The sequence below is a fragment of the Bacillus sp. AL-1R genome (genome assembly GCF_052180195.1).
Taxonomy (GTDB): domain Bacteria; phylum Bacillota; class Bacilli; order Bacillales; family Bacillaceae_G; genus Gottfriedia.
Map to the genome: position 1 here is coordinate 3,634,784 of NZ_CP197469.1, position 23,454 is coordinate 3,658,237.

Here is a 23,454-nt window from a genome sequence, read left to right on the forward strand (position 1 = left end):
TTATGCAATCTCCTTTTTATCTTTTATGTTAGAATCCTTTTTTAAGTATTGCATGATTCCAACTGCAACTATACTAAGAGAACCAAATAAAATATAAATTGCTTTAATTGAAAATGCCTCTGATATAAATCCACTTATAAAAGTACAGAACCATTCTCCCATCCCTAAGCCTAAACCAGAATACATGGTTACAGCCGTTGCTTTTAATGAATCCGGTGCTTGATCTCTTACAAATTGAAGAGCTGCAGGAATAAATAATCCAACCGATAGTCCTTGTGTAAGACAGGATAAAAAAAGAATTGAAATCGGAGGATTTGTAAAATAAAAATACCATCTTAATGCCGATACTAAGGCGGTTATCATTAATATATTATAGATCCCAAAACGATTAATTAATCGCTTAGCTACTTGCAAAAATGGTGCTTCACTACCTGCAGAAATTAAGAATGCAATACCAACACCTGTTAATGTTCCACCTAATGATTGAATATATAAACCGAAGTAAGTATTATTTGCACTAATTGGTCCAAAAACTAAAAAGGCACAAATTAAAAATAATAAAAATCTTTTATTAGATAGCAAAATCGGAACTCCTTTTAAGATTGGCTCCCTTTTACTAATTGTCATAGCATTAGGAATAAAGATTGAAATACCTAAACCGACTAAAATACAAAATGCAAATACGAAAAATATAATGACTAAACCGAAAACTTCAGCTAATCTTCCCGAAACTAATACAGCAAATGCAAAACCAATTGAGCCATATAATCGAATAGCTCCGTAATTCCCACCAATTTTTTGGACATAATTCAGTGCAATACTATCTGAAAGAGGAATTAAAGCACTTTGTGTCATTGATAATATGATGACAACAAATAAAAGCATGCCATACGAAGTGATTGTGGAATAGAAAAGTGCAATTACGATTGTGGAGATTTGCGCTATAAGCAACATTTTTTTAGGATTAAGCGTCATGTCACTAACCATACCCCATAATGGCTGTGAAAAAATAGCAACGATTGGTGTTAGAGACATTAATATTCCGATTTGTGAAGTAGATAAATCCAACACATTTTTAAAGTACGAAGAAAGTAATGGTCCTAGCGATCCTATTGCAAAAAATAAACAAAAATAATAGCCCTTAAAAATAAGTAAGATGCTATTTTTATGTGCTTGTAATGTGTTCAAACTTATTCTCAACTCCTAAAAATTACATAAAAAAGGGGAGGAAAATTTCTCCCCTTACTTAACGATAAACGCTCGCTTTTCGTTATTCTTTAAAAAATCGAGTCGTTTAATCAGTCTAAAACGTTGATTACTTAACTAATTCGGCAATAGATTGTGCATAAATTGCAATTGCTTTTAATAAATCATCAATTTCAGCATATTCGTCTTTTTGGTGAGCTACTTCTGGTTTTCCTAAGAATAATGGTCCAAAAGCTACACCTGCACTTAATGAACGTGCGTATGTGCCACCACCGATTGTTAATAATGTTGCTTCCTCACCCGTTTGTTCTTCATATACTTTTTGTAAAGTTTGAATTAATGGATGATCTTTTGGAACATGGTGAGGCTTCGAATTTTTGATTTCATTATATTCAAAGCTATATTTACGTCCACGTTCAGTAAGTGTTGAAATAACAAAGTCAATATCAGTTGTCACTGGATAACGTAAAGTTAAACCAAATGAACCACCTTTATTTTCTTCGTATTGCATAATTCCTAAATTAATTGTTAAGTCTCCAGTAATATCATCATTAAATGCAACACCCATGTTTTTACCACGAGAGTCACCTTTGAAGTTATCAACGATAAATGTTAAGAATCGATCAGCATTAACATTAAATTCAAATTGATTTAAGAAGCTTGCTAATGCAATACCTGCATTCTTACCTTTATCAGGTTCCATTCCATGTACTGAAACGCCTTCTACTTCTAGAACTTGATGTCCATTTTCGCTTGAAACTTGAGCTTTACAGCCTAGTTCACTAATATGTTTTGTAAATGCTTCATGATCAAAATTAGGTCCTGAAACGATAGCTTTTGCATAATCAGGTACCATATTTACTCTCCTACCTGAAGAGAATGATACTAATCTATATGTACTCTCTTTATCTTCATTTAGCTGTACTTGTTTGAAATTAATATCTAATATTCCCTTTTCAGCATAAATAATCGGGAAATCTGCATCAGGTGCAAAGCCCATTGTTGGCATTTCTTCTTTTTCAAAGTAGTGATCAACACAACGCCATTGGCTTTCTTCATCTGTTCCAAGAATCATACGTACACGTTTATTAATAGGCAATCCTAATTCTTTGACAATCTTCATTGCATAATAAGCAGCCATTGTAGGGCCCTTATCATCAATTGCGCCTCGTGCATAAATATTTCCATCTTTAATAATTGCATCAAATGGATCATGAGACCAGCCATCACCAGCAGGAACAACATCTAAGTGACAAAGAATTCCTACTAGTTCTTCACCGCTTCCCATTTCTAAGTGGCCAGCATATCCATCAACATTTTTTGGGATAAAACCGTCTTTTTCACCTAAATTTAACATGTATGTAAGTGCTTCATTAATCCCTTTGCCCATAGGTGCTTCTTTTGTAATTGTCGTTTCATCATAAACGCTTTCAATATTAAGCAGTTCAATCGTTTGCTTTAAATAATCGTCTTTACGTTTTAAAACTTCTTCCATCCAATTAATTTGTGTCATTGAAATACCTCCTTTAATATAAATAGTTTATCATCTTTTAAAATTTAAACATAATTTATTAATAAATGGAACGAAAAAAGAAGGAATATGACACTCTTTGTAGAATATATTACCTTAAACTTGCAAAATGATTACGTTTGCGCAAATTTTCATTAATTTTTTGTATTATTTTCATAAATTTCGTTATGAAACTACTGAAAAAGAGTAAAATGAAAATATAAGCTTAACTAGTAAAATACTTAACTAACCTGTTATGAAACAATGCGGTAGGTAAAGGAGTGGTTTTTTGAATTCTGGAACTTCTCGAATGCTGACTCGAATTAAAGCCATTTACATGTATATTAGTGAAAATGGCACCGTTTCTACAAAAGACCTAGTGGAGGAGTTTGGTATTACACCTAGAACAATCCAACGAGATTTAAACATTTTAGAGTTTAATAATCTAGTTTATAGTCCAAGTAGGGGAAAATGGGCCGTAACAGGGAAAAAAGTAAAAGCTTCTTCGTAAAAAAAGAAAACAAAAACCTATGGTTGTCATGTCTGACGTCTAATCAAGGGTTTTTGTTTTTCTTTTGGCTCTCAGTTAAGTATATACTAGCGTTATTTCTCTTCGTTAACCGACTTTAATAGGTCAATCTCTTCATCAGTTAGTTCACGGTATTCTCCTAACTCTAAATCTTCATCTAACTTTAAAGGACCCATCTCTAGTCTTTTTAAGTAAGTAACTTTCTTTCCTACTGCTTCAAACATTCTTTTAACTTGATGGAATTTACCTTCCATAATAACTAATTCAATCTCAGATTTTTCTCCTGAATTAAGAATCGTTAAATACCCAGGTTTCGTTAAATAACCATCCTCTAATGTTACGCCCTTTTCAAATGCTTTAATGTCAGCTTCAGTTACTTCTCCATCAATTTGTGCATAATATTTCTTTGGTACATGTTTTTTAGGAGAAAGTAATTGATGAGCTAAATGACCATCATTCGTAATTAATAACAATCCTTCAGTATCTTTATCTAAACGTCCAACTGGAAACGGCTCGAAAATGATATCTTCATATTCTAATAATCCGATGACAGTTTCATGCTCAGAATCTTCTGTAGCAGAGATAACACCTGGTGGTTTGTTCATCATTAAATAAACAAACTCTTTATACTCCACTACTTCACCATTTACCGTTACAACTTGCTGATTTATATCAACATGTTCTTTTGGGCTTTTTACAATATTATCTCCAACTTTTACAATACCTTGTTTTAGAAGAGACTTTACTTCTTTCCTACTGCCATATCCCATATTGGACAAAATTTTATCAATTCTCATTAATTTACACCTTTTCTTTCTAAATAAGTTTAAGAAAACTCGCCATTTAGCGAGCTTTGTAGCATTTATTTAAATGTCTACTACGTCGCTTCTTCACATTCATTGTATGTAAAAAAAGGTGAACCACTACAAAAGAAGGTTCACCCTATATTTTTATCCTCTTTTTCCAAACTTAAAACGATTCTTTAAACGAGCTCCTAAAATAACTTCAATTAAGTTTAATTTATATGCAACTCCTAAATAAACAATAGCCCCCACAATTGCTCCAATGATGACAAGCAGCATTGAAATCAGTCGGCCATCTTTATAAGTCCAAAAGAATCCTAATAAGTATTCTACAGCATAAACCGCTCCGGCCATTACCACAGCTAAGATAATCATAAAGATGATCCTTCTAAACACTTTATTGAAAGAGAACTGGGCATTTTTACGAATATAATAGAAATTATATACGATTGAAAATAAATAGCCTAATGCAGTTGCTAATACCGCACCATATGTTTTAAATAAATAAATTAATGGAACATTTAATACAATTTTTAAAATTACTCCGCCTATTAATCCGATAATCGCATATTTTTGCTTATCTAAACCTTGTAAAATGGCTACATTTACTGTGAAAAGTGAATACAATAAAGCTACTGGAGCATAAAAGCCTAGTATTCTTCCACCTAGAGTACTTTCTTGATAAAAAGCACTATAAATTGGTTCAGCCAAAACAGATATTCCTACTACAGCAGGTAGAGTTAAGAAGAATACCACCTGATAGGTTTGAGTAATTTGACTTTGTAGTTTTTTATGATTGTTATTTACGAATGCTTCAGTTATAGCAGGAACAAGCGTTAAACCAAATGCCGTTGCTAATGAAACTGGAATCATTACTAGTTTGTGACTTGTGTATGAAAACATTACATAAGTATTCTCTGCAATATCTTTTAATCCAATTGATTCCATTGCTCTATTGTATGTAAACTGATCCACTAACTGATATAACGGGATTGCAAGTCCAACAAAAACATATGGAATTGAATAAGAAAATAACTCTTTAAACATTTCTCTTTTAGAAGGATGTATTAATCCTTTTGATTTTGGAAGAAGTTCATCTAAATGAACTTTTCGCTTTTTCCAATACCATAGTAAATTTAAGATACCACCTACAGCACCAATTGTTGCTGCAAATGTCGATAATCCGACTGCTTGAGTAATCGTTCCACCTAGCACTTTTAAAATGATATAACTACCAACTAATGTAAATACGATACGAACAATTTGTTCAATTAGCTGAGAAACAGTTGTTGGGCCAGTTGATTGATGCCCCTGGAAAAAACCTCTATATAAACTTTGAGAAGGTACTAATATTAATGCAGTACTTACTATTCGCATAACAGTAACAACATCTTCTACACTATTACCTTTTGCATCCTTTGGAATCATAAGGGGTGCAATATAAGGTGCAATCATGTATAACGTTAAAAACGAAAAAATACCTGTACATATTAAGAGTAATTGACTTGCATGAAAAAGCCTTCTACTTGTTTCATATTCTTCAATCGCATTATACTTCGAAACGAACTTTGCTACAGCTAACGGTACACCTGCAGTAGCTATACTGATGAACAAAGTATATGGAACGTAGCCATAATTATATAATGCAGACCCTTGTGAACCAACTAATGCATAAAAAGGAAATGTATAAATCATTCCTAGAAATTTTATTAAAAACGTACCAGCAGTTAATATGAAGGTACCCCGTAGCAACTTTGAATCTGACATAAACTGCCTCCTACCATTTCGATCAAACTAACTAATCTATCTTACCATATCATATAAAAAGAAAAAATTAAAAAATGATAAGAAGTTGGAGCTTACTTGAAATAATGGTAAACTGACTAAAAGAAATTTGTAACGAAAGTAGTGAAATAATGGTTTATGACGTGATTGTAATTGGTGGCGGAACTTCCGGTCTGATGGCTGCAATTAGCGCTGCTGAAAACAAAGCTAAAGTACTTTTACTTGAAAAAGGAACTAAATTAGGACAAAAACTTCTTATATCAGGCGGTGGTCGTTGTAACGTGACAAATCGCTTACCTATAGAGGAAGTGATTAAACATATACCTGGAAATGGCCGTTTTTTATATAGCGCATTCTCAATATATAATAACGAAGATATCATACAGTTTTTTGAAAACATGGGAGTTGCGTTAAAAGAAGAAGATCACGGGAGGATGTTTCCTGTATCAAATGACTCTAAATCAGTATTAAATGCATTAATGCAAAAACTAAAAAAACATCATGTAGATATTCAGACCAATAGAGCTGTTAAAGACGTACTCTATGAAGATGGTAAAGTAGTAGGAATCATATTGGATGATCGAACTGTCATTCACTCAAAAAGCGTTGTCCTAGCGGTAGGCGGTAAATCTGTTCCACACACAGGTTCGACTGGTGATGGATATGCGTGGGCAAAAAAAGCTGGTCATACAATTACGGAACTCTTTCCTACAGAAGTACCTATTACTTCAAGTGAAGATTTCATTCAAAATAAATCATTGCAAGGCCTTGCTTTAAGAGACATAGAATTAAGCGTATTAAATCCAAAAGGCAAAAAAGTGATAGCCCATAAAATGGACATGCTCTTTACTCATTTTGGAATTTCGGGCCCAGCCGCACTACGCTGTAGCCAATTTGTATATAAAGTACAACAAAAGTTTAAAACAAAAAATGTAACGATGGCGATTGATTGTTTCCCAGACCAAAACGAGGAATCACTATTTCAAGACATACACAGTATTCTAAAAGAAGAACCAAAAAAAGCGATTAAGAATGTTCTTAAAGGTTATGTACCTGAAAGATATTTACTATTTTTACTTTCAAAATGTGGGATTGATGAGGCAACACCTTGTAATGAAATTGCTACTATGAAGTTAAGAGAGCTTGTCCAATTATTTAAAGGTTTTTCATTTGTAGTAAACGGAACTCTTTCGATCGAAAAAGCATTCGTAACAGGTGGTGGCGTCTCTACTAAGGAAGTTCATCCAAAAGAAATGTCATCTAAAATCATGAATGGGCTTTATTTTTGTGGAGAAATATTAGATATTCATGGTTACACTGGTGGCTATAACATAACCGCTGCTTTAGTAACTGGTAGATTAGCAGGTGCATCAGCTGCGGAATACGCTCAAACAAATTTTTAACAAATAAACAAAGGACCTAAACGAATACATTTTTTCGCTAGGTCCTATAATCTTTACTGATCGAAAAGCATAAGAATTGATTCATGTAAAACTTAAGAAAAGCTAAACATTTAGTACCCAAGGTTATTGCCATCGTTTTACTCGTAAAACAATCAAACTGATTTTCTAGTTTTTCCTTATGCTTTTCAATTATTATATTTTTCTTTGGCACAAATCCACCGTCCCTAATTTAAGGTCAAAGGCGAGCGTTCGATTGTTCGTGTTGCAAGTTCACTAATAAATAGAATCGTCCATCCTCTTCAACATACCCATCTGCCAATTGGAAAGATTGTTTTAAATCTTTAAAGTAAAACTTTCCAATTAAATACTTTGAAGAATACAACTCCATATGCCCATCTTTAAATTTACCAATTATTTTATCCGTAATATCAATTTTCAATGTTTTAGGCAAATCAACCCCCTCCTTTCTAACAAGCAAAGACCTCAATGAAAAAATATATGAGGTTCTACTTTAATATATGTCACAACTCCATCGTTAATATACCTTATACTAAAAAACATTAGCCTAATTTAATCTATATAAAAAAATCCAACATAAACGTTGGATTTCAGTAGTTAATCAAACTATTGATAAAGACTTATTTTTTATTCGATCTCGCCTTCCCAGGCCATCATACCGCCTTCCATATTAATCGCCTTATAGCCTAGCTCATTTAAATATTCACAAACATTCTCACTACGAACGCCTGCCTTACAAATAAAAATGTATTCAAATTCTTTATTAAAAACATCTAACTTGCTAGGAATTTGTCCCATTGGAATATGAACTGCTTCTGGAATTTTCCCATACTCAACCTCATAATCCTCTCGTACATCTACTAAAAATAGCGTTTCTCCTGATTCTAAACGCTCTTTCACTTCATTTGCAGAAATCGTATTCATCAATGCTCATCCTTTCTTTATAGCAACATCTTAACAACTAATTATTTTCTATGCAAAAAGTAAGTTTGATCGGATATATTTGCTAAACATAAATAGTTTTATTTTTAAAATTCTTTAAGGCGAAGTGGACACCATTACCTGGCCAACTATAGTTTTTCTAAAAAGTCAACGTGTTAGTATGCTAAATCTTTAAATTGACTTATTTATAAAGAGAGCATTAGAAAAAAAAAATAAACAAAGAAAAAACCTCAAAAGAGGTTTTTTCGAATGATCTATTTAGTTCGCAACGATATTGACTAATTTACCTGGTACAGCAATGATTTTTCGAACAGTTTTGCCTTCAACTTGTTCCTTAACTGCGTCGTCTGATAATGCAATTTGCTCCATTTGCTCACGAGAAGCATCTTTTGCAACACGTAATTTTGCTTTTACTTTACCATTAATTTGTACTACAATTTCAATTTCGTCTTCTACAAGTTTAGCTTCATCGTATGCTGGCCATGTAGCATATGCAATTGAATCACTAGCCCCAAGTTTACTCCAAAGTTCTTCACCGATATGAGGTGCAACTGGTGCGATTAATTTTACGAAACCTTCAACCATTTCTTTTGGTAATTGGTCAGCTTTATATGCTTCGTTAATAAACACCATCATTTGTGAAATTGCAGTGTTAAAACGTAAACCTTCAAAGTCCTCTGTTACTTTCTTTACCGTTTGGTGATATGTTTTTTCAAGACTGCTAGAAGTAATGCCTTCAACAATTTTATCTGAAAGCTCTCCATTATCAGTTACAAATAAACGCCATACTCGGTCTAAGAATCGACGAGAACCATCTAATCCATTTTCTGACCAAGCGATAGATGCATCTAATGGACCCATGAACATTTCATATAAACGTAATGTATCAGCACCGTGGCTATTAACGATATCATCAGGATTTACAACGTTTCCTTTAGACTTAGACATTTTTTCATTATTTTCCCCTAAGATCATTCCTTGGTTGAAAAGCTTTTGGAATGGCTCTTTTGTAGGAACTACACCTAAATCATAAAGGAATTTATGCCAGAAACGAGCGTATAGTAAGTGAAGAACTGCATGCTCTGCTCCTCCAATATAAACATCTACTGGTAACCAATGCTTTAATAATTCAGAATCTGCGATTGCTTCGTTATTATTTGGATCAATATAACGTAAGTAATACCAACAGCTTCCGCCCCATTGTGGCATTGTATTTGTTTCACGTCTTCCTTTTTTACCTGTTACTGGATCAACTACATTAACCCAATCATCAATATTCGCTAATGGTGACTCTCCAGTACCACTTGGACGAATATCTTCTGTTTTCGGAAGAATTAATGGTAATTCCTCATCAGGAACAACTGTCATTGTACCATCTTCCCAGAAAATTACTGGAATTGGCTCTCCCCAATATCTTTGGCGAGAGAATAACCAATCACGTAGACGATACGTAACTTTTTTCTCACCTGCATTTGAAGATTCTAACCATTCGATAATTTTTTCAAGTGCTTCTTCTTTATTTAAACCGTTTAAGAAATCAGAGTTAACATGTTTGCCATCTCCAGCGTAAGCCTCTTTTTGAACGTCCCCACCTTCAACAACCTCAATGATTGGTAAATTAAATTTAACTGCAAATTCATGGTCGCGCTCATCATGTCCTGGTACTGCCATAACTGCACCAGTTCCATAGCTTGCAAGAACATAATCAGCAATCCAAATTGGAAGCTTTTCATTATTTACAGGATTAATTGCATATGCTCCTGTGAAAACACCTGTTTTATCCTTCGCTAAATCAGTTCTTTCTAAATCACTTTTCGATTTAACTGAATCGATATAAGCATCAACTGCATCTTTTTGATTAGCTGTTGTAATTTTATTAACTAAAGCATGTTCTGGAGCTAATACAACATAAGTTGCACCGAATAATGTATCTGGACGCGTTGTAAATACTGTAACTTTTTCATCGAATCCATCAACATTAAAGTAAACTTCAGCACCTTCCGAACGGCCGATCCAGTTACGTTGCATTTCTTTTAAGCTTTCAGGCCAATCTAATTCTTCTAGATCTTCTAATAATCTATCCGCATAAGCCGTGATTTTTAAGATCCATTGCTTCATCGGACGACGCTCAACTGGATGTCCTCCACGCTCACTTTTACCATCGATTACTTCTTCATTAGCTAAAACTGTACCAAGTGCTGGACACCAGTTTACTGGAATTTCATCTACATAAGCTAATCCTTTTTCAACCATTCTTAGGAAAATCCATTGAGTCCATTTGTAATAATTAGGATCAGTTGTATTTACTTCACGATCCCAATCGTATGAGAATCCAAGTGCCTGAATTTGATTACGGAAAGTATTAATATTCTTTTCAGTAAACTCAGCTGGATCATTACCTGTATCTAATGCATATTGTTCTGCTGGAAGACCAAATGCATCCCACCCCATTGGATGAAGTACATTATAGCCCTGCATTCTTTTCATTCTTGAAAGAATATCTGTAGCTGTGTACCCTTCTGGATGCCCAACATGTAATCCCGCTCCAGATGGATAAGGGAACATATCAAGTGCATAAAATTTCGGCTTGCTTGTATCGTCAGTTGTTTTAAATGTTTTATTTTCTAACCAATACTTCTGCCATTTCTGTTCAATAGTACGATGATTAAAACTCATTTTATTGCCTCCTTTTTTCATATATAAATGGCTCGGCTGTGGTCCTAACGGTCTACAATAAAAAAAATCCTCCCATCCCAAAAGGGACGAGAGGATTTCCCGCGGTACCACCCAAATTAATGTAAAAATACATTCACTTGTTTCCGTAACGTGGAACACGACATTTATTACTTGGTTAAAACCGTTCACAAATGTGGCTTATGGGCGAGTTCATGAATAGAATGGATTGACTTTCACCAACCGTCAACTCTCTAAACCTCTTCATATTCACTACTATTCCCAATCATAGCCGATCATTTAGATTCAATTTATACTATTTTATTATAACCAAAGAAAAAGGTCAATTATACCTAGCCTATTTTTAAGAAGCAAATGTTTGATTTTCAACTTTTACTACTTTTTTTGCTAATCTCTCATAAAGTACAGAGAAAACCATACTAATTCCTAAAAAGACAATTAATATCATAAATAATACCTTCATGTTAAACGTATCAACAAGTGCCCCTCCAATTACAGGTCCAAGCATTCTTCCAACTGTCGCTGCACTATTTACAATCCCTTGATACATACCGATTCGATCTTTTGGAGCAAGCATATTTGCAATAGTTGGGACTGCAGGCCAGACGAACATTTCTCCAATCGTTAATATGATCATACCTGTCATAAACATCGAGAACTGATGAGCAGTACTCACAAGAATAGTCGAAGCGATAAAGAATCCAATTCCAAACAACATTTGCTTTCTCATACTTAACTCTAATTTACGGATCGCAGTTGATACGATTGGCTGAGCTAAGACGATTAGCGCACCATTTATAGTCCATAAGAGACTATATTTTTTTAAGCCAATGTGTAGATTTTGCATTTCTGAAGCAATTGTAGTTTGCCATTGTACATAAACTAACCAGCATAAAACATACGCAACACAAACAATCATCAGAGCCTTCATTGAAGGAGTAAATGAAAATTTTTGTTTTTCTACATTTTCTATATGAGCTTCTTTTATTTGCTTAGTTTCCCCTATACCCTTAAATCCAAATAAAGCTACTAAGAAGAAAATAATATATAAGAGCAAATTAGCAATGAAAATATAATTAATATTAAAATCTGCAACAATTCCACCTAAAGCCGTACCAATTGCAACACCAAGATTTTGCGCTACATAAATTGCATTAAAAGCTTTACGACCGCCCTCTGGCCATGCCGCTCCAACCATCGCGTACATTGATGGAAATACAATACCGACACCAAATCCTAATATGACAAAGAAACAACTGTAAAATGTCCAAGTATGATTAATAACCAAACCTAGAATCGACAAAAACGTAATACTAATGCCAGTTAGGATTGATCTATATCCCCCAAACTTATCAAAAAGCCAGCCACCGAGCATATTACCAAATACACCAGCCAATGAATTAAACATTAAAATAAGCCCCGCAACAGACAAGGACTTTCCTAAATACGTATGGATATATACTGTATTGAATGGCCATAAAAAAGAATTACCTGTTACATTTAAAATCATACCGATTAACAAAAACCATAGTTTTTTTGGCATCCCGTACTCCCCTCAAAAGCTGTCCCTTTTTATCTATTTTTATCTCGTTAACTCATTAATTGTAGAGGAGAATCTTCCTAGTTTCAAGAGGCACGAATTAAGTAAGAAGAGATAGAAAAATCAAAAATCTAGAATGTATTAGAAAACCATCAAGTTTACCCTAAAATTACCAAAAGAAAAAGGAAGGCACCCCTTCCTTTTTCCTTACATTACCCTTGCTTTGATCTTTGTGGTTGACCTTTTTTAGCATTTTTCATTTTGACTTGATCGACTGCTGAAAGTTCACCTGAGAATTCTGTTATGGTTTTATTTTTTGTTTTTTGTTCAGGGTTATTACTTTTTGATTTCTTTTTAACCATTTTTGGTTTCCTCCCAAGGATCGCATATTCTTTAACGTATTCTTGCATATTTTAATCTCCTTCTAGTGCGGAGTAATAATCATTTGATGTTGTAGCTGTGTTAATTGTCTGCGTAAACGATAAAATTCATCCTTATTTTCTGCATTTGCAAGGTTTGCAACTTTTTCAAGCTCAATTAGTGCTTCTTCAATCCCTGCTTGTGCTTGTGAATATTCAATATCATTATAATGCTCTTGTCTCATACCAATCTCTAGTTGCTCTACTGCATAATCATATGCTTGTTTCGCTTTTTGTACTTGTTCTTGTCCGAAGTTACGATCTGTTATTCCCAAGAAAATACCTCCTTTGAGACTTAATGAAGTATCCGATATGTAGGTTACCTCAAGGATAGTATTTCCGAACCTTTTAATCAGAGTACAATTATTTCTTTACAAATAAGAAAGGTTTTTCCATTTGGATTTCTTTTTAGGTCATGATAAAATCGATAATATTGACTTAAATTAAGGGAGGGATGAGGAATGACAAAAAACAATCCTTTTCCATATACAATAGATCATAAAAGATATCATTCATGGAATTATCATTTAAGACAACAATTTGGCGAAAAAGTATTTAAAGTTTCGATTGATGCTGGATTTGATTGTCCAAATAGGGATGGTACAGTTGCGTTTGGAGGTTGTACTTTTTGTAGCGCATCTGGTTCGGGCGACTTTGCAGGTGATCGAGCTGAGGATGTTGTAACTCAATTTCATAAAATAAAAGATAAAATGCATGAGAAATGGCAAAACGGAAAATACTTAGGCTATTTCCAAGCTTACACAAATACTCACGCACCAGTTGAAGTATTAAAACAAAAGTTCGAACCAATATTAGAGCAAGAAGGCGTAGTCGGTTTATCAATCGCAACAAGACCGGATTGTTTACCAGATGATGTTGTTGAATATCTTGCTGATTTAAATAAACGAACTTATTTATGGGTTGAATTAGGATTACAAACCGTTCACGAAAAAACTGCTAATATTATTAATCGTGCACACGATTATAAAACTTACGTAGAAGGCGTAGAAAAATTAAGGAAGCACAACATCCGTATTTGTTCACATATAATTAACGGATTACCTCTTGAAACGCCAGAAATGATGATGGAAACGGCGATGGAAGTTGCAAAGCTTGATATTCAAGGAATTAAAATTCACTTACTTCACCTTTTAAAAGGTACTGCAATGATGAAGCAATATGAAAAAGGACTAGTTGAATTCATGGATTTTGACGCTTATATTAACTTAGTCGTTGATCAGCTTGAAATCATTCCAAGTGATGTAATCGTACACCGTATTACTGGAGACGGTCCACCTGACTTATTAATCGGACCAATGTGGAGCTTAAAAAAATGGGAAGTATTAAACGCAATTGATCGTGAATTCGAACGTAGAAATAGCTGGCAAGGTAAATTCGCAAAAAATCGAGTACAATTAACATGATACTAGATCGTATTTTACCGTATGCTAGAAAGCTTCTTCAGTCAACAGTTAAAGAAGGCGATATTACCATCGATGCCACAATAGGTAATGGTCATGATACAGTATTTTTAGCAAAATTGGTTGGAGAAACTGGTCATGTATATGGATTCGATATCCAAGAATTAGCTATTCAAAAGACGACTGAAAAAATAAATAATGAAAATTTAAGCAAGCGAGTTACACTTTTTCAAAAAAGTCATGCAGAAGTAAACAAAGTAATTCCAGCTTCATTACACGAGAAATTAAAAGGTGCTATTTTTAATCTTGGTTATTTACCTGGTAGTGATAAATCAGTTGTCACAGTACCCGAGTCAACCATCTCAGCAATAGAACAAATACTTGAAATGATGGCCCCAGAAGGGATTATCGTAGTTGTGATATACCATGGTCATGAAGGCGGAGAAATTGAAAAAGATGCATTAATGAACTTTGCTCAAAACATCCCTCAAGACTTGGCACATGTATTAACTTATCGATTTATTAATCAAGCAAATAACCCTCCTTTTATATTAGCTATTGAAAAAAGAGCTTAAGAAAAAACTGTCTATTTAAAGACAGTTTTTTTTGTCCTCAATTTTATCAACAGTACAATTGCCTCTTCTTAATAATTATAAATACCTTAAAAAATCATTAAAAATTAATTAATGGTAAATTTTTCTTGGAAAATTGGTAAAGATAAAAAAATCAAAAAAAAGAAAGAAGGTTTTCAAAATGAAAAAAGCTATTTTTGCGGGTGCAGTAGTTAGTCTCTTTACACTAAACACAATTGCTGTAAATGCCGAAACAAACGCAGCAGCAAATTATTATGTTCATCCACATCATGACCATGATGCTACAACAGATCATGGTGAACATCATAGACATCATCATCACCACAAGGCACATAAAATGTTAGAAAAGCACAAAAAAGAGGTTGTTAAGTATCTATCCAAATACTTAAACCAACCTGAAGCTAAATTAAATAAAATTGTTGAGCAACATAAATTGAAAATGAAGAAATTAATATTTATTGCAGTGGTATCAAAACTTTCAAATAAACCATTGGAAAATATCATCGCTCAAAAAAATAAAACAAATTCATTTAAAGAAATATTAGACAATAATAATATTAAACGTGAGCAATTTTTTGAAGAAATGAAAAAAGTTCATCGAGATATATTTACTCAAATTGAACCAACTAAAAATTAACATAACAAGCGCCCCTTAAGTAACTTTACTTAGTGGGGCTTTTTTTTGTTTAAATTACATGTTTTCTTAAGAAGTTCTATAAACAGACCAAAGTTAAATTTCCTTACCTAATAACTGAATCTATAAAAATCCACAAAAAATTATTAATAATATCTAATTACGGCGTATTCATGGAATTAATTGAATATTATGTAAAGATATAACCACTTAATTGATTTGTTTATACAAACCAATTTGTAGTTGATTGAGATAAACCAACTTTAGGGGCGTGAAGAGTTGACTACAAACCTAAACAATTTGAATAAACTATTTCGTAAAGTTTTTCAGTTCATTTTACGAAATTCGAATTGGATATTATTATTAATTGGATTCATTGCGTTCATCAATTTCTGGTCAGTTTTTTACCTTGTATCATTATATAGAGTATTTCATACAGAAACTTCACAAGTAAATCAGATGACTCTTTGGGTAATTTATGGGTATTTTTATGGTTTCTTCGGGAGTATGCTATTAATTTATGCACACTCATTTTTCATAAAATATTTGCTGTTTTTTCGAAAAATTAAAAGTGCTATTTCGTTTATACTTATTCATTTCGCTTATTTTATTTCGCTTACTTTATTAATTCTATTAAACTAAGTTTCTATTGATCTATTACCAAATTAAACTTAACCTTGTTTTCTAATTCATTTTTAGTTTATACTTAAAATAAATTTAATGCATTGTTCGGAGGAGCCTGTCACATAGGGATAAGTATGTAATTATTTACTTACCCTATCGTTACAGGCTCTTTTTTTATGCATTCTGATGGGAGATGAACTTATGCTTTATGTACAACTTGTGATTATTTTAATTGCCTCTAAAATTTTTGGGGATTTAAGTACAAAACTTGGTCAACCTGCTGTTTTAGGGAAGTTATTAATAGGGATCATCCTAGGTCCAGCAGTACTTGGAATCATTACTGAAACAGAAACTTTACAAGAAATGAGTGAAATTGGTGTCATTTTACTTATGTTTATTGCAGGTTTAGAGACTGATTTAAATGAATTTAAACGAACTGGTAAAGCTTCTTCTTATGTAGGAGTACTGGGGATCCTCTTCCCATTATTCTCGGGTTATCTTTATGGAATCTCCATAAACTTAAGTCAATATGAAGCTATTTTTTTAGGGCTGATTCTCTCTGCAACTAGTGTAAGTATTTCTGTTGCTACATTAAAAGAAATGGGGAAACTTAAAACTAAAGATGGGGCCACAATTTTAGGAGCTGCGGTAATTGATGATATTGTTGTCATCATAGCATTAGCATTTGTTATGAGTTTGAGTGGTAGCGCCGTTAGTTTACCAATACTTTTATTTAAAAAGTTTATCTTTTTTACTTTTGCCATACTAATCGGATGGAAGATTGTACCTTGGTTCCTAAAAAAGTTTATAAAACTAAACGTTTCAGAAACACTAATCTCTGCAGCTTTAATCATTTGCTTTTTATTCTCAGCCTTTGCAGACCAAACAGGTATTGCTGCAATCATTGGTGCTTATATCGCAGGAATTTCGATATCCGTCACTAAATTTAAACAAGAGGTTTTTGAAAAGGTCGAAACGATTGCTTACTCTGTATTTGTACCTGTGTTTTTCACTTTAATAGGTGTATCAGTTCAATTTACGGGGCTAAGTCATTCGTTTCCGACGATTATTATATTAAGTATAATCGCAATCTTAACGAAACTAATTGGTGGAGCATTAGGCGCAAAACTGGCGGGATTTCCAACTAAAAATTCACTAGGAATTGGTTCCGCAATGGTATCACGCGGAGAAGTCGCACTGATTATGGCATCAACTGGTTTAGCAAATAATCTTTTAAGCAAGGAATTGTTTGCGATCCTTGTTCTAGTCGTACTAGTCACAACTATTGTAACGCCTCCACTAATGAAGTTATTTTTCACTGAGAAAAGTAAAGCTGTAAATTAAAAGAGGATGTCCCAAAAAGTATAAACTTCTTGGGGCATCCCTTTTTTTCGTGATTACCTACATATTCTTTTTTAAACTGATTCCTTCACTCTTCTATTGCTCGCCTTTAACTCTTTTAATTTAAAGTATAACTTAGCATTTCCGTAAAAAAAGAATGATGTTAAGCCACCGTTCTTAACTATCCCTCTTCTGATTTTTTTCATCTCGTCTGGTCCTGCCATTTTTTTATCGGCCAAGTAAATGCCTAGCAATCCTTGACAGATCATTCGATGAAAGCGATAGTCTTTTAAATCTTTTAAGGCCTGATCACTTTTAGCTGAAAAATACTTAATCCTATTTAACATAACATCTTTTGAAGGGTAATAACTGCAGAAATTTAAATCCCCGCCTTCTTCGTCTTCCTTTTGATCTATTACATAATCTAGTAGTATATGAAGTCCTTGTACATATGGGAAATAACTCTTATATACTTGTTGAAATAAATTTTCAGAAATTTCTTCGTTAAATGAATAAGAAACTAAACAAAAAATCCCAAGAGTTGAACCTGCGCATGCAGAGAATTCATACCATTCTAAATCAGAAAGCTCTGGTTGATATTTTTCAAACCAATTTGTTAATCTAGGAACTCGCTCTTCTTTTTTTACATGCTTATGTATTTGTAACTTACAATAATAATCAGCAAGCTGAACTAAGTACTCTTTAATTCCCTCATAATGCTTTGATTGATTTAAACTACTATGACACTTTGAAACTAGTGCACGTAAATATCCACCATCATCTTGTTCTTCACGGAAGCGATAATACATTTGGTCTGATTTTTGACATTTTACTGCATCAATCATTGACTCATGTAGTGCTTCAAAATCAACTGGATCAAGCGAAGTACTACGATCGCATAAATTATCTAAGTAATCACTAATTGTTTGATATGCAACGATAAACTCTATTACTGGTTTTAAATTTTTTTCAGAAAGTAATGCTAAAATTGCACCACCTTCACAATGGAATGTTTTTGTATCAATACTCATTAATGCTTGTTTTCTAAGTTCTGGATCTGGGATTGTCGTTGCAAAATTTCTCCAATAGTCTAATTCCTGATGCACTAAAGGAAAAACAGCTTTATAAACTTTCGGCATTAATTGTATCGGATTTTTAGGTAGTGACATTTTTTCACTCCTCCCTATTTTTCATTAATTACCATATTGTTAAAATAAGTTATACTCATATTGAAGTAAATATTATGGAGGTGAACTATGTTGCCTTGTTGTATAGACAATTTTAGCTAAACAATCACCATTTTTATATACTTGGCAACGGTATAGTATGATATTACCATACAAAGGGAAACAACCCAAAATCGAACCATCAGCTTTTATCGCTTCAACTGCAACTGTTACTGGTTCTGTCACAATTGGAGCAAATAGTAGTGTGTTTTTTGGTGCAGTCATTCGTGGCGATGTTAATGATACAATCATTGGAAATGATGTAAATGTTCAAGATTTATCTGTTCTTCATCAAAGTCCAAAATGCCCTCTAATTTTAGAAGATGGCGTAACAATTGGACATAGTGTTATTTTACATAGTTGTACAGTTAAAAAGAATGCATTAGTTGGCATGGGTTCGATCGTTTTAGACGGTGCAGTAATTGGTGAAGGTGCAATGATTGGTGCAGGCAGCTTAGTTCCAGGCGGAAAAGTAATACCTCCTAACACATTAGCTTTTGGTAGGCCTGCTAAAGTAGTACGTGAATTAACAGAGGAAGACATCGCTGATATGGATCGAATTCGTAGAGAATATGTCGAAAAAGGACAATACTATAAAAAAGTAGAAGAAGAAAATCTGTCTAAATAAATTTTTAGCTTTGTTTGAAACTGAGAAGGAATCCGAGCCTTCTCTTTTTTTATTGCACTTTGTATAGAACTGATTGTACTAACACCTTAATCTTCATCATTCCGATTCGTTTAATTAAAATTTACATATCTAAATTATTCATTTACATAAGCTTCTATTTAAATTCATAAACCCTTTTTATAATGAAATTACAAATATCACCAAAATGGAGGATGAAAAATGAGCGCAATTCTTCAAAAGATACACACATATGAATGCCAACTGTTTTATCGTGTCAATTCATTATTCCATTGGCGTTACTTAAATTTTTTCTTTCGTACGATTACCCATCTTGGTGGTGCTACTTTTACAATTGCATCAGCTTTTATTTTATTACTATATTCCAAAGGTGAATTGCATGAAGCATCAATCTTATGTTGCTGTACCCTTTGCCTTAGCCATATTCCTGTTCATTTTCTTAAACGTTTTTATCCACGTAAAAGACCTTATCTTAGACTAGAAGGTACTTTTGTGCTAAAAAATCCTTTAAAAGATCACTCCTTCCCTTCAGGTCATACAACGGCAATTATTTCTGTCGCACTTCCTATTATCATTTATATACCATTTACAACATTTATTTTACTTCCTTTAGTTTTGTTTGTTTCTTTCTCTCGAATATATCTTGGCTTGCATTATCCAACAGATGTGTTTTTCGGAATTTTACTTGGTATATTTACTACATTTTTTTCAAAATTTTTTATCTATCATTTGTAAGGAGGAGAAGGTTTAACGATTTGTTTCTTCTGAACATTTAAAACAATATAAAAAAAACATTATCAATCAGTAATTCCTCATTCATCAACTTATGTGAATAATGCATAATTCAAAAACAAACAATATATATTGAGTAGTTACACTAGCGACTATTGTACGGTCGCTTTTACTTTTTCGTACGTACTTTTTTACTTTGTAAAATTAGGAGGACATTAGATGAATATTTCATCGTCAAATAATTTTCAACTCTATGGTTTTAATAACTTAACGAAATCTTTAAGTTTTAATATGTATGATATTTGCTTTACAAAAACGAAAGAAGAACGTGAAGCTTATATTCAGTACATCGATGAACAATATAATGCTGATCGTTTAACAAAAATTTTAACCGAGGTTACACATATCATTGGAGCTCACATTTTAAATATTGCAAAACAAGATTACGATCCTCAAGGAGCAAGCGTTACAATTCTCGTTTCAGAAGGTCCGGTTGATAACCCTTCATCTGAAACTTTTTCCGAATCACCTGGTCCATTACCGGAACTAGTAGTTGCAGCATTAGATAAAAGTCATATTACTGTCCATACTTACCCAGAATATCATCCGGATGATGGAATTAGTACGTTCAGAGCAGACATCGACGTATCTACTTGTGGAGAAATTTCTCCTTTAAAAGCTTTAAATTATTTAATTCATCAATTTGATGCCGATATAATGACAATTGATTATCGTGTTCGCGGATTTACTCGTGATGTTAGTGGTTATAAATTATTTATTGATCATGATATAAACTCAATTCAAAATTACATTCCTCAAAAAATAAAGGATATGTATCAAATGATTGATGTGAATGTGTTTCAAGAAAATATTTTTCATACGAAATGTAAGTTGAAACAATTTAATTTAGATAATTATCTTTTTGGCTACACAAAAGATAAATTAGACGCGGATGAAATTTCACAAATAGAAGAAAAAGTGAAGTATGAGATGGATGAAATCTTTTACGGTAAAAATTTATGGAATGGTCCTGATGCGGAGGATATTGATGGATGATGGATCATAGTAAAACACCGCTTTTAACTGAATTAGTCCGTTATGCTAAGGAAGATATTACAAGCTTTGATGTTCCCGGGCATAAAAGAGGTAATTCACTCGAGGAATTAAGAGAGCTTTGGAGTGATATGGCTCTTAAAATGGATGTCAATTCTTCAAAGCGTGTTGATAACTTATCGCATCCAACTGGTGTCATCCAAGAAGCCGAAACTTTATTAGCCGATGCCTTTCATTCAGATAACGCTTATATGTTAGTAAATGGTTCGACTTCTGGTGTTCAATATATGATTATGAGCGCACTTGAACAAGGAGATAAAATTCTCCTGCCAAGGAATGTACATAAATCCGCAATCAATGCATTAATCTTAGCGGGTGCTAAACCAGTATTTATCGAACCAGAAATCGATTATGAGTATGGAATTGTAAATGGCGTTTCAGTAAAATCTGTTCTCCATGCCCTAGATTTAAATTCGGATGTTAAAGCCATCCTTATTATAAATCCAACTTATTTTGGAGCAACTTCAGATTTAAAACAAATTATCGACATCGGTCATTCTAGGGGGATTCCTGTTTTAGTAGACCAAGCCCATGGTGCTCACTTTTCGTTTCACCCTGATTTACCAACTAATGCTGCCCTTCTTGGTGCTGACCTTGTTACCCTTAGTTTGCATAAAACTGGTGGTGCCTTAACACAAGCATCCGTTCTACTACATAATGATGGGATCATTACTAAAAATAGGGTCCGATCTACCATTAATTTATTTCAAACAACATCTGCTTCCTATTTACTTATGTGTTCTATTGATGTTGCAAGAAAGAAATTAGTTTTAGAAGGACATGAGCGATTCGAAAAATTACTCAATTTAACGAGAAAAGCTAAAAAAGAAATTAATTCCATAAAAGGATTAAAATGTATTACGCGAGATTCATATCAAAATGGAGTTGGGGTATTCGATTACGATGAGTTAAAACTCGTTGTTAAAGTTTCAGAATTAGGAATGTCTGGTTTTAAAGTATACGACATGCTTGCAGAAGAATATAAAATTCAAATCGAACTTGCCGAACCGAATGTCATTTTAGCAATTATCTCGCTAGGTGATAATGAACAGACCATTCAAACATTAATTGATGCCTTAAGAGATATTAGTGACCGATATTACGGTAAACTTCCAAAACTTGATACAGATATAAGTGTTGCATTAAAAAACCCTAAAATGGTCATGACTCCTAGAGAGGCGTACTATCATCCAAAACGTATTATTTCAATTCATGATGCTAGTGGATTAATTAGTGGTGAATCAATCATGATTTACCCTCCTGGTATCCCTCTTTGTATACCTGGTGAACTAATTTCTACAGAATTGATTCAGCATTATCTTTATTTAAAAGAAGAAGGAACGATCACAATCAACGATGATGACGATCCTTATATAATAAAAGTCGTCGATCGAAGTTTGGAGGAAAATTTAATGGATTTATGGTATACGGAGAATCACCAAGAAGATACGAAGTTTTCCATAAAGGTTCAAGAACATATTCATTCTGAAAAAAGTGAGTTTCAACAAATCGATTTCTTTAGAAGTGAAACATTTGGAACATTCTTTACTCTTGATGGTTATATGATGGTGACTGAAAAGGATGAGTTTATCTACCACGATATGATAACGCATGTATCAATGGCTGTTAATCCAACCATAAAAAAAGTGCTAATTATCGGTGGGGGTGATGGTGGTACTGCTCGTGAAGTACTACGTTATCCAGGTGTGGAAGTTGTTGATATGGTAGAAATTGATGAGCGAGTAGTTAGACTATGCCAACAATACTTACCTTTAACAGCTTCTAAATTAGATCAAGATAATCGATTAACATTATATTTTGAAGATGGACTAAAGTTCGTACAAGAAGCTGATGAAGGTTATTACGATCTAATTTTGGTAGATTCAACTGATCCGATTGGACCTGGTGAAGGACTTTTTACAGTTGCTTTTTATAACAATTGCAAACGAGTATTAAGTGAAGAAGGTATATTAATTAACCAGCATGAAAGTCCATATTACGCTAGTTACGCACATGAAATGAAACGTGCTCATTCCAAAATTAAAGAAACTTTTCCGATCTCAAGAGTTTATCAATTCCATATGCCAACTTATCCATCTGGACATTGGTTATTCGGTTTTGCTTCAAAAAAATACGACCCAATTAAAGACATTAAAGCCGATGAATGGAATAAGTTAGGAATCGAAACAAAATATTATAATACAGACCTACATGTTGGGTGCTTTATGCTCCCTACTTATGTAAAAAAACAATTAGATAATGAAGAGTAAGTCAT

At 33.3% G+C, this 23,454-nt stretch carries 21 protein-coding genes and 1 other annotated feature; of the genes, 10 read left to right on the plus strand and 11 right to left on the minus strand.

Going from position 1 to position 23,454, the window contains the following annotated elements:
* Together ACSBO6_RS17470 and pepV are read right to left on the minus strand one after the other, a co-directional pair.
* Positions 1 to 1,188: an MFS transporter gene (locus tag ACSBO6_RS17470; protein ID WP_180232990.1), complete on the minus strand. Its 1,188-nt coding sequence runs from the start codon at positions 1,186 to 1,188 to the stop codon at positions 1 to 3.
* 127 nt (positions 1,189 to 1,315) lie between these two features.
* Positions 1,316 to 2,719, minus strand: a complete 1,404-nt coding sequence (gene pepV, locus ACSBO6_RS17475) for a dipeptidase PepV (RefSeq protein ID WP_498843733.1) — start codon at positions 2,717 to 2,719, stop codon at positions 1,316 to 1,318.
* A 307-nt stretch (positions 2,720 to 3,026) separates the two neighbouring features.
* On the opposite strand from pepV, the gene ACSBO6_RS17480 reads away from it, so the two are divergent.
* A complete protein-coding gene (locus ACSBO6_RS17480; RefSeq protein WP_056473526.1) occupies positions 3,027 to 3,227 on the plus strand; it encodes a DeoR family transcriptional regulator in 201 nt (66 codons plus the stop codon).
* Positions 3,228 to 3,319: 92 nt separating this feature from the next.
* On the opposite strand, the gene ACSBO6_RS17485 is transcribed toward ACSBO6_RS17480, so the two are convergent.
* Both ACSBO6_RS17485 and ACSBO6_RS17490 read right to left on the minus strand, forming a co-directional pair.
* Positions 3,320 to 4,042, minus strand: a complete 723-nt coding sequence (locus ACSBO6_RS17485; protein ID WP_098847423.1) for a pseudouridine synthase — start codon at positions 4,040 to 4,042, stop codon at positions 3,320 to 3,322.
* Between the two features lie 153 nt (positions 4,043 to 4,195).
* The gene (locus ACSBO6_RS17490; protein ID WP_098847420.1) at positions 4,196 to 5,815 is read right to left on the minus strand and encodes a putative polysaccharide biosynthesis protein; all 1,620 of its coding nucleotides are present in this window, start codon (positions 5,813 to 5,815) and stop codon (positions 4,196 to 4,198) included.
* A gap of 149 nt (positions 5,816 to 5,964) precedes the next feature.
* Between ACSBO6_RS17490 and ACSBO6_RS17495 the strand changes: the two genes are divergently transcribed.
* Positions 5,965 to 7,236 (plus strand): BaiN/RdsA family NAD(P)/FAD-dependent oxidoreductase, encoded by a 1,272-nt coding sequence (locus ACSBO6_RS17495; RefSeq protein ID WP_098847417.1) that lies wholly within the window; start codon positions 5,965 to 5,967, stop codon positions 7,234 to 7,236.
* 235 nt (positions 7,237 to 7,471) lie between these two features.
* Here the strand turns inward: ACSBO6_RS17495 and ACSBO6_RS17500 are convergent, their stop codons facing one another.
* The 6 genes from ACSBO6_RS17500 to ACSBO6_RS17525 form a co-directional block, all read right to left on the minus strand.
* A complete protein-coding gene (locus tag ACSBO6_RS17500) occupies positions 7,472 to 7,687 on the minus strand; it encodes a DUF2553 family protein (RefSeq protein ID WP_069034724.1) in 216 nt (71 codons plus the stop codon).
* Between the two features lie 194 nt (positions 7,688 to 7,881).
* On the minus strand, positions 7,882 to 8,178 hold the full coding sequence (locus ACSBO6_RS17505; RefSeq protein ID WP_129691219.1) for a rhodanese-like domain-containing protein: 297 nt from the start codon (positions 8,176 to 8,178) through the stop codon (positions 7,882 to 7,884).
* Between the two features lie 276 nt (positions 8,179 to 8,454).
* Positions 8,455 to 10,872: a leucine--tRNA ligase gene (gene leuS, locus ACSBO6_RS17510; RefSeq protein ID WP_098847412.1), complete on the minus strand. Its 2,418-nt coding sequence runs from the start codon at positions 10,870 to 10,872 to the stop codon at positions 8,455 to 8,457.
* 79 nt (positions 10,873 to 10,951) lie between these two features.
* Positions 10,952 to 11,168 (minus strand) — a binding site (T-box leader).
* A 65-nt stretch (positions 11,169 to 11,233) separates the two neighbouring features.
* On the minus strand, positions 11,234 to 12,433 hold the full coding sequence (locus ACSBO6_RS17515; RefSeq protein ID WP_098847410.1) for an MDR family MFS transporter: 1,200 nt from the start codon (positions 12,431 to 12,433) through the stop codon (positions 11,234 to 11,236).
* A gap of 209 nt (positions 12,434 to 12,642) precedes the next feature.
* Entirely contained in the window at positions 12,643 to 12,792 is a 150-nt protein-coding gene (locus ACSBO6_RS17520) for a glycogen biosynthesis protein GlgD (protein ID WP_098847811.1), read from the minus strand.
* A gap of 62 nt (positions 12,793 to 12,854) precedes the next feature.
* Positions 12,855 to 13,118 (minus strand): DUF2524 family protein, encoded by a 264-nt coding sequence (locus ACSBO6_RS17525; protein WP_098847809.1) that lies wholly within the window; start codon positions 13,116 to 13,118, stop codon positions 12,855 to 12,857.
* A gap of 192 nt (positions 13,119 to 13,310) precedes the next feature.
* On the opposite strand from ACSBO6_RS17525, the gene mnmL reads away from it, so the two are divergent.
* The 4 genes from mnmL to ACSBO6_RS17545 all read left to right on the plus strand — a co-directional run bounded on the left by mnmL (position 13,311) and on the right by ACSBO6_RS17545 (position 17,465).
* The gene (gene mnmL / locus ACSBO6_RS17530) at positions 13,311 to 14,273 is read left to right on the plus strand and encodes a tRNA modification radical SAM protein MnmL/YtqA (protein ID WP_098847407.1); all 963 of its coding nucleotides are present in this window, start codon (positions 13,311 to 13,313) and stop codon (positions 14,271 to 14,273) included.
* A complete protein-coding gene (gene mnmM, locus ACSBO6_RS17535) occupies positions 14,270 to 14,845 on the plus strand; it encodes a tRNA 5-(aminomethyl)-2-thiouridylate-methyltransferase MnmM (protein ID WP_098847405.1) in 576 nt (191 codons plus the stop codon). The genes mnmL and mnmM overlap by 4 nt, the downstream gene beginning before the upstream one ends.
* Before the next feature lie 178 nt (positions 14,846 to 15,023).
* Entirely contained in the window at positions 15,024 to 15,500 is a 477-nt protein-coding gene (locus ACSBO6_RS17540; protein WP_098847403.1) for a hypothetical protein, read from the plus strand.
* 822 nt (positions 15,501 to 16,322) lie between these two features.
* On the plus strand, positions 16,323 to 17,465 hold the full coding sequence (locus tag ACSBO6_RS17545) for a cation:proton antiporter (RefSeq protein WP_098847399.1): 1,143 nt from the start codon (positions 16,323 to 16,325) through the stop codon (positions 17,463 to 17,465).
* Between the two features lie 71 nt (positions 17,466 to 17,536).
* On the opposite strand, the gene tbcS is transcribed toward ACSBO6_RS17545, so the two are convergent.
* Positions 17,537 to 18,631 carry a tetraprenyl-beta-curcumene synthase gene (gene tbcS, locus ACSBO6_RS17550; protein ID WP_098847397.1) on the minus strand — a complete coding sequence of 365 codons (1,095 nt, stop codon included), beginning with the start codon at positions 18,629 to 18,631 and terminating at the stop codon, positions 17,537 to 17,539.
* A 157-nt stretch (positions 18,632 to 18,788) separates the two neighbouring features.
* Between tbcS and ACSBO6_RS17555 the strand changes: the two genes are divergently transcribed.
* The 4 genes from ACSBO6_RS17555 to speE all read left to right on the plus strand — a co-directional run bounded on the left by ACSBO6_RS17555 (position 18,789) and on the right by speE (position 23,449).
* Positions 18,789 to 19,316, plus strand: a complete 528-nt coding sequence (locus tag ACSBO6_RS17555) for a gamma carbonic anhydrase (RefSeq protein WP_098847395.1) — start codon at positions 18,789 to 18,791, stop codon at positions 19,314 to 19,316.
* 219 nt (positions 19,317 to 19,535) lie between these two features.
* Complete coding sequence (locus ACSBO6_RS17560) at positions 19,536 to 20,069, plus strand: phosphatase PAP2 family protein (protein ID WP_498843734.1); 534 nt, start codon at positions 19,536 to 19,538, stop codon at positions 20,067 to 20,069.
* Between the two features lie 216 nt (positions 20,070 to 20,285).
* On the plus strand, positions 20,286 to 21,122 hold the full coding sequence (gene speD / locus ACSBO6_RS17565; RefSeq protein ID WP_098847391.1) for an adenosylmethionine decarboxylase: 837 nt from the start codon (positions 20,286 to 20,288) through the stop codon (positions 21,120 to 21,122).
* On the plus strand, positions 21,119 to 23,449 hold the full coding sequence (gene speE, locus ACSBO6_RS17570; RefSeq protein WP_218937235.1) for a polyamine aminopropyltransferase: 2,331 nt from the start codon (positions 21,119 to 21,121) through the stop codon (positions 23,447 to 23,449). The genes speD and speE overlap by 4 nt, the downstream gene beginning before the upstream one ends.
* Positions 23,450 to 23,454: the final 5 nt, after the last annotated feature.

Bases quoted from the DNA above. Each gene is read 5' to 3' on its own strand.
- pepV (WP_498843733.1), bottom strand. From the start codon at position 2,719: ATGACACAAATTAATTGGATGGAAGAAGTTTTAAAACGTAAAGACGAT.
- ACSBO6_RS17480 (WP_056473526.1), top strand. From the start codon at position 3,027: ATGCTGACTCGAATTAAAGCCATTTACATGTATATTAGTGAAAATGGC.
- ACSBO6_RS17485 (WP_098847423.1), bottom strand. From the start codon at position 4,042: ATGAGAATTGATAAAATTTTGTCCAATATGGGATATGGCAGTAGGAAA.
- ACSBO6_RS17490 (WP_098847420.1), bottom strand. From the start codon at position 5,815: ATGTCAGATTCAAAGTTGCTACGGGGTACCTTCATATTAACTGCTGGT.
- ACSBO6_RS17495 (WP_098847417.1), top strand. From the start codon at position 5,965: ATGGTTTATGACGTGATTGTAATTGGTGGCGGAACTTCCGGTCTGATG.
- ACSBO6_RS17505 (WP_129691219.1), bottom strand. From the start codon at position 8,178: ATGAATACGATTTCTGCAAATGAAGTGAAAGAGCGTTTAGAATCAGGA.
- leuS (WP_098847412.1), bottom strand. From the start codon at position 10,872: ATGAGTTTTAATCATCGTACTATTGAACAGAAATGGCAGAAGTATTGG.
- ACSBO6_RS17515 (WP_098847410.1), bottom strand. From the start codon at position 12,433: ATGCCAAAAAAACTATGGTTTTTGTTAATCGGTATGATTTTAAATGTA.
- ACSBO6_RS17520 (WP_098847811.1), bottom strand. From the start codon at position 12,792: ATGGTTAAAAAGAAATCAAAAAGTAATAACCCTGAACAAAAAACAAAA.
- mnmL (WP_098847407.1), top strand. From the start codon at position 13,311: ATGACAAAAAACAATCCTTTTCCATATACAATAGATCATAAAAGATAT.
- mnmM (WP_098847405.1), top strand. From the start codon at position 14,270: ATGATACTAGATCGTATTTTACCGTATGCTAGAAAGCTTCTTCAGTCA.
- ACSBO6_RS17540 (WP_098847403.1), top strand. From the start codon at position 15,024: ATGAAAAAAGCTATTTTTGCGGGTGCAGTAGTTAGTCTCTTTACACTA.
- ACSBO6_RS17545 (WP_098847399.1), top strand. From the start codon at position 16,323: ATGCTTTATGTACAACTTGTGATTATTTTAATTGCCTCTAAAATTTTT.
- tbcS (WP_098847397.1), bottom strand. From the start codon at position 18,631: ATGTCACTACCTAAAAATCCGATACAATTAATGCCGAAAGTTTATAAA.
- ACSBO6_RS17555 (WP_098847395.1), top strand. From the start codon at position 18,789: ATGATATTACCATACAAAGGGAAACAACCCAAAATCGAACCATCAGCT.
- ACSBO6_RS17560 (WP_498843734.1), top strand. From the start codon at position 19,536: ATGAGCGCAATTCTTCAAAAGATACACACATATGAATGCCAACTGTTT.
- speD (WP_098847391.1), top strand. From the start codon at position 20,286: ATGAATATTTCATCGTCAAATAATTTTCAACTCTATGGTTTTAATAAC.
- speE (WP_218937235.1), top strand. From the start codon at position 21,119: ATGATGGATCATAGTAAAACACCGCTTTTAACTGAATTAGTCCGTTAT.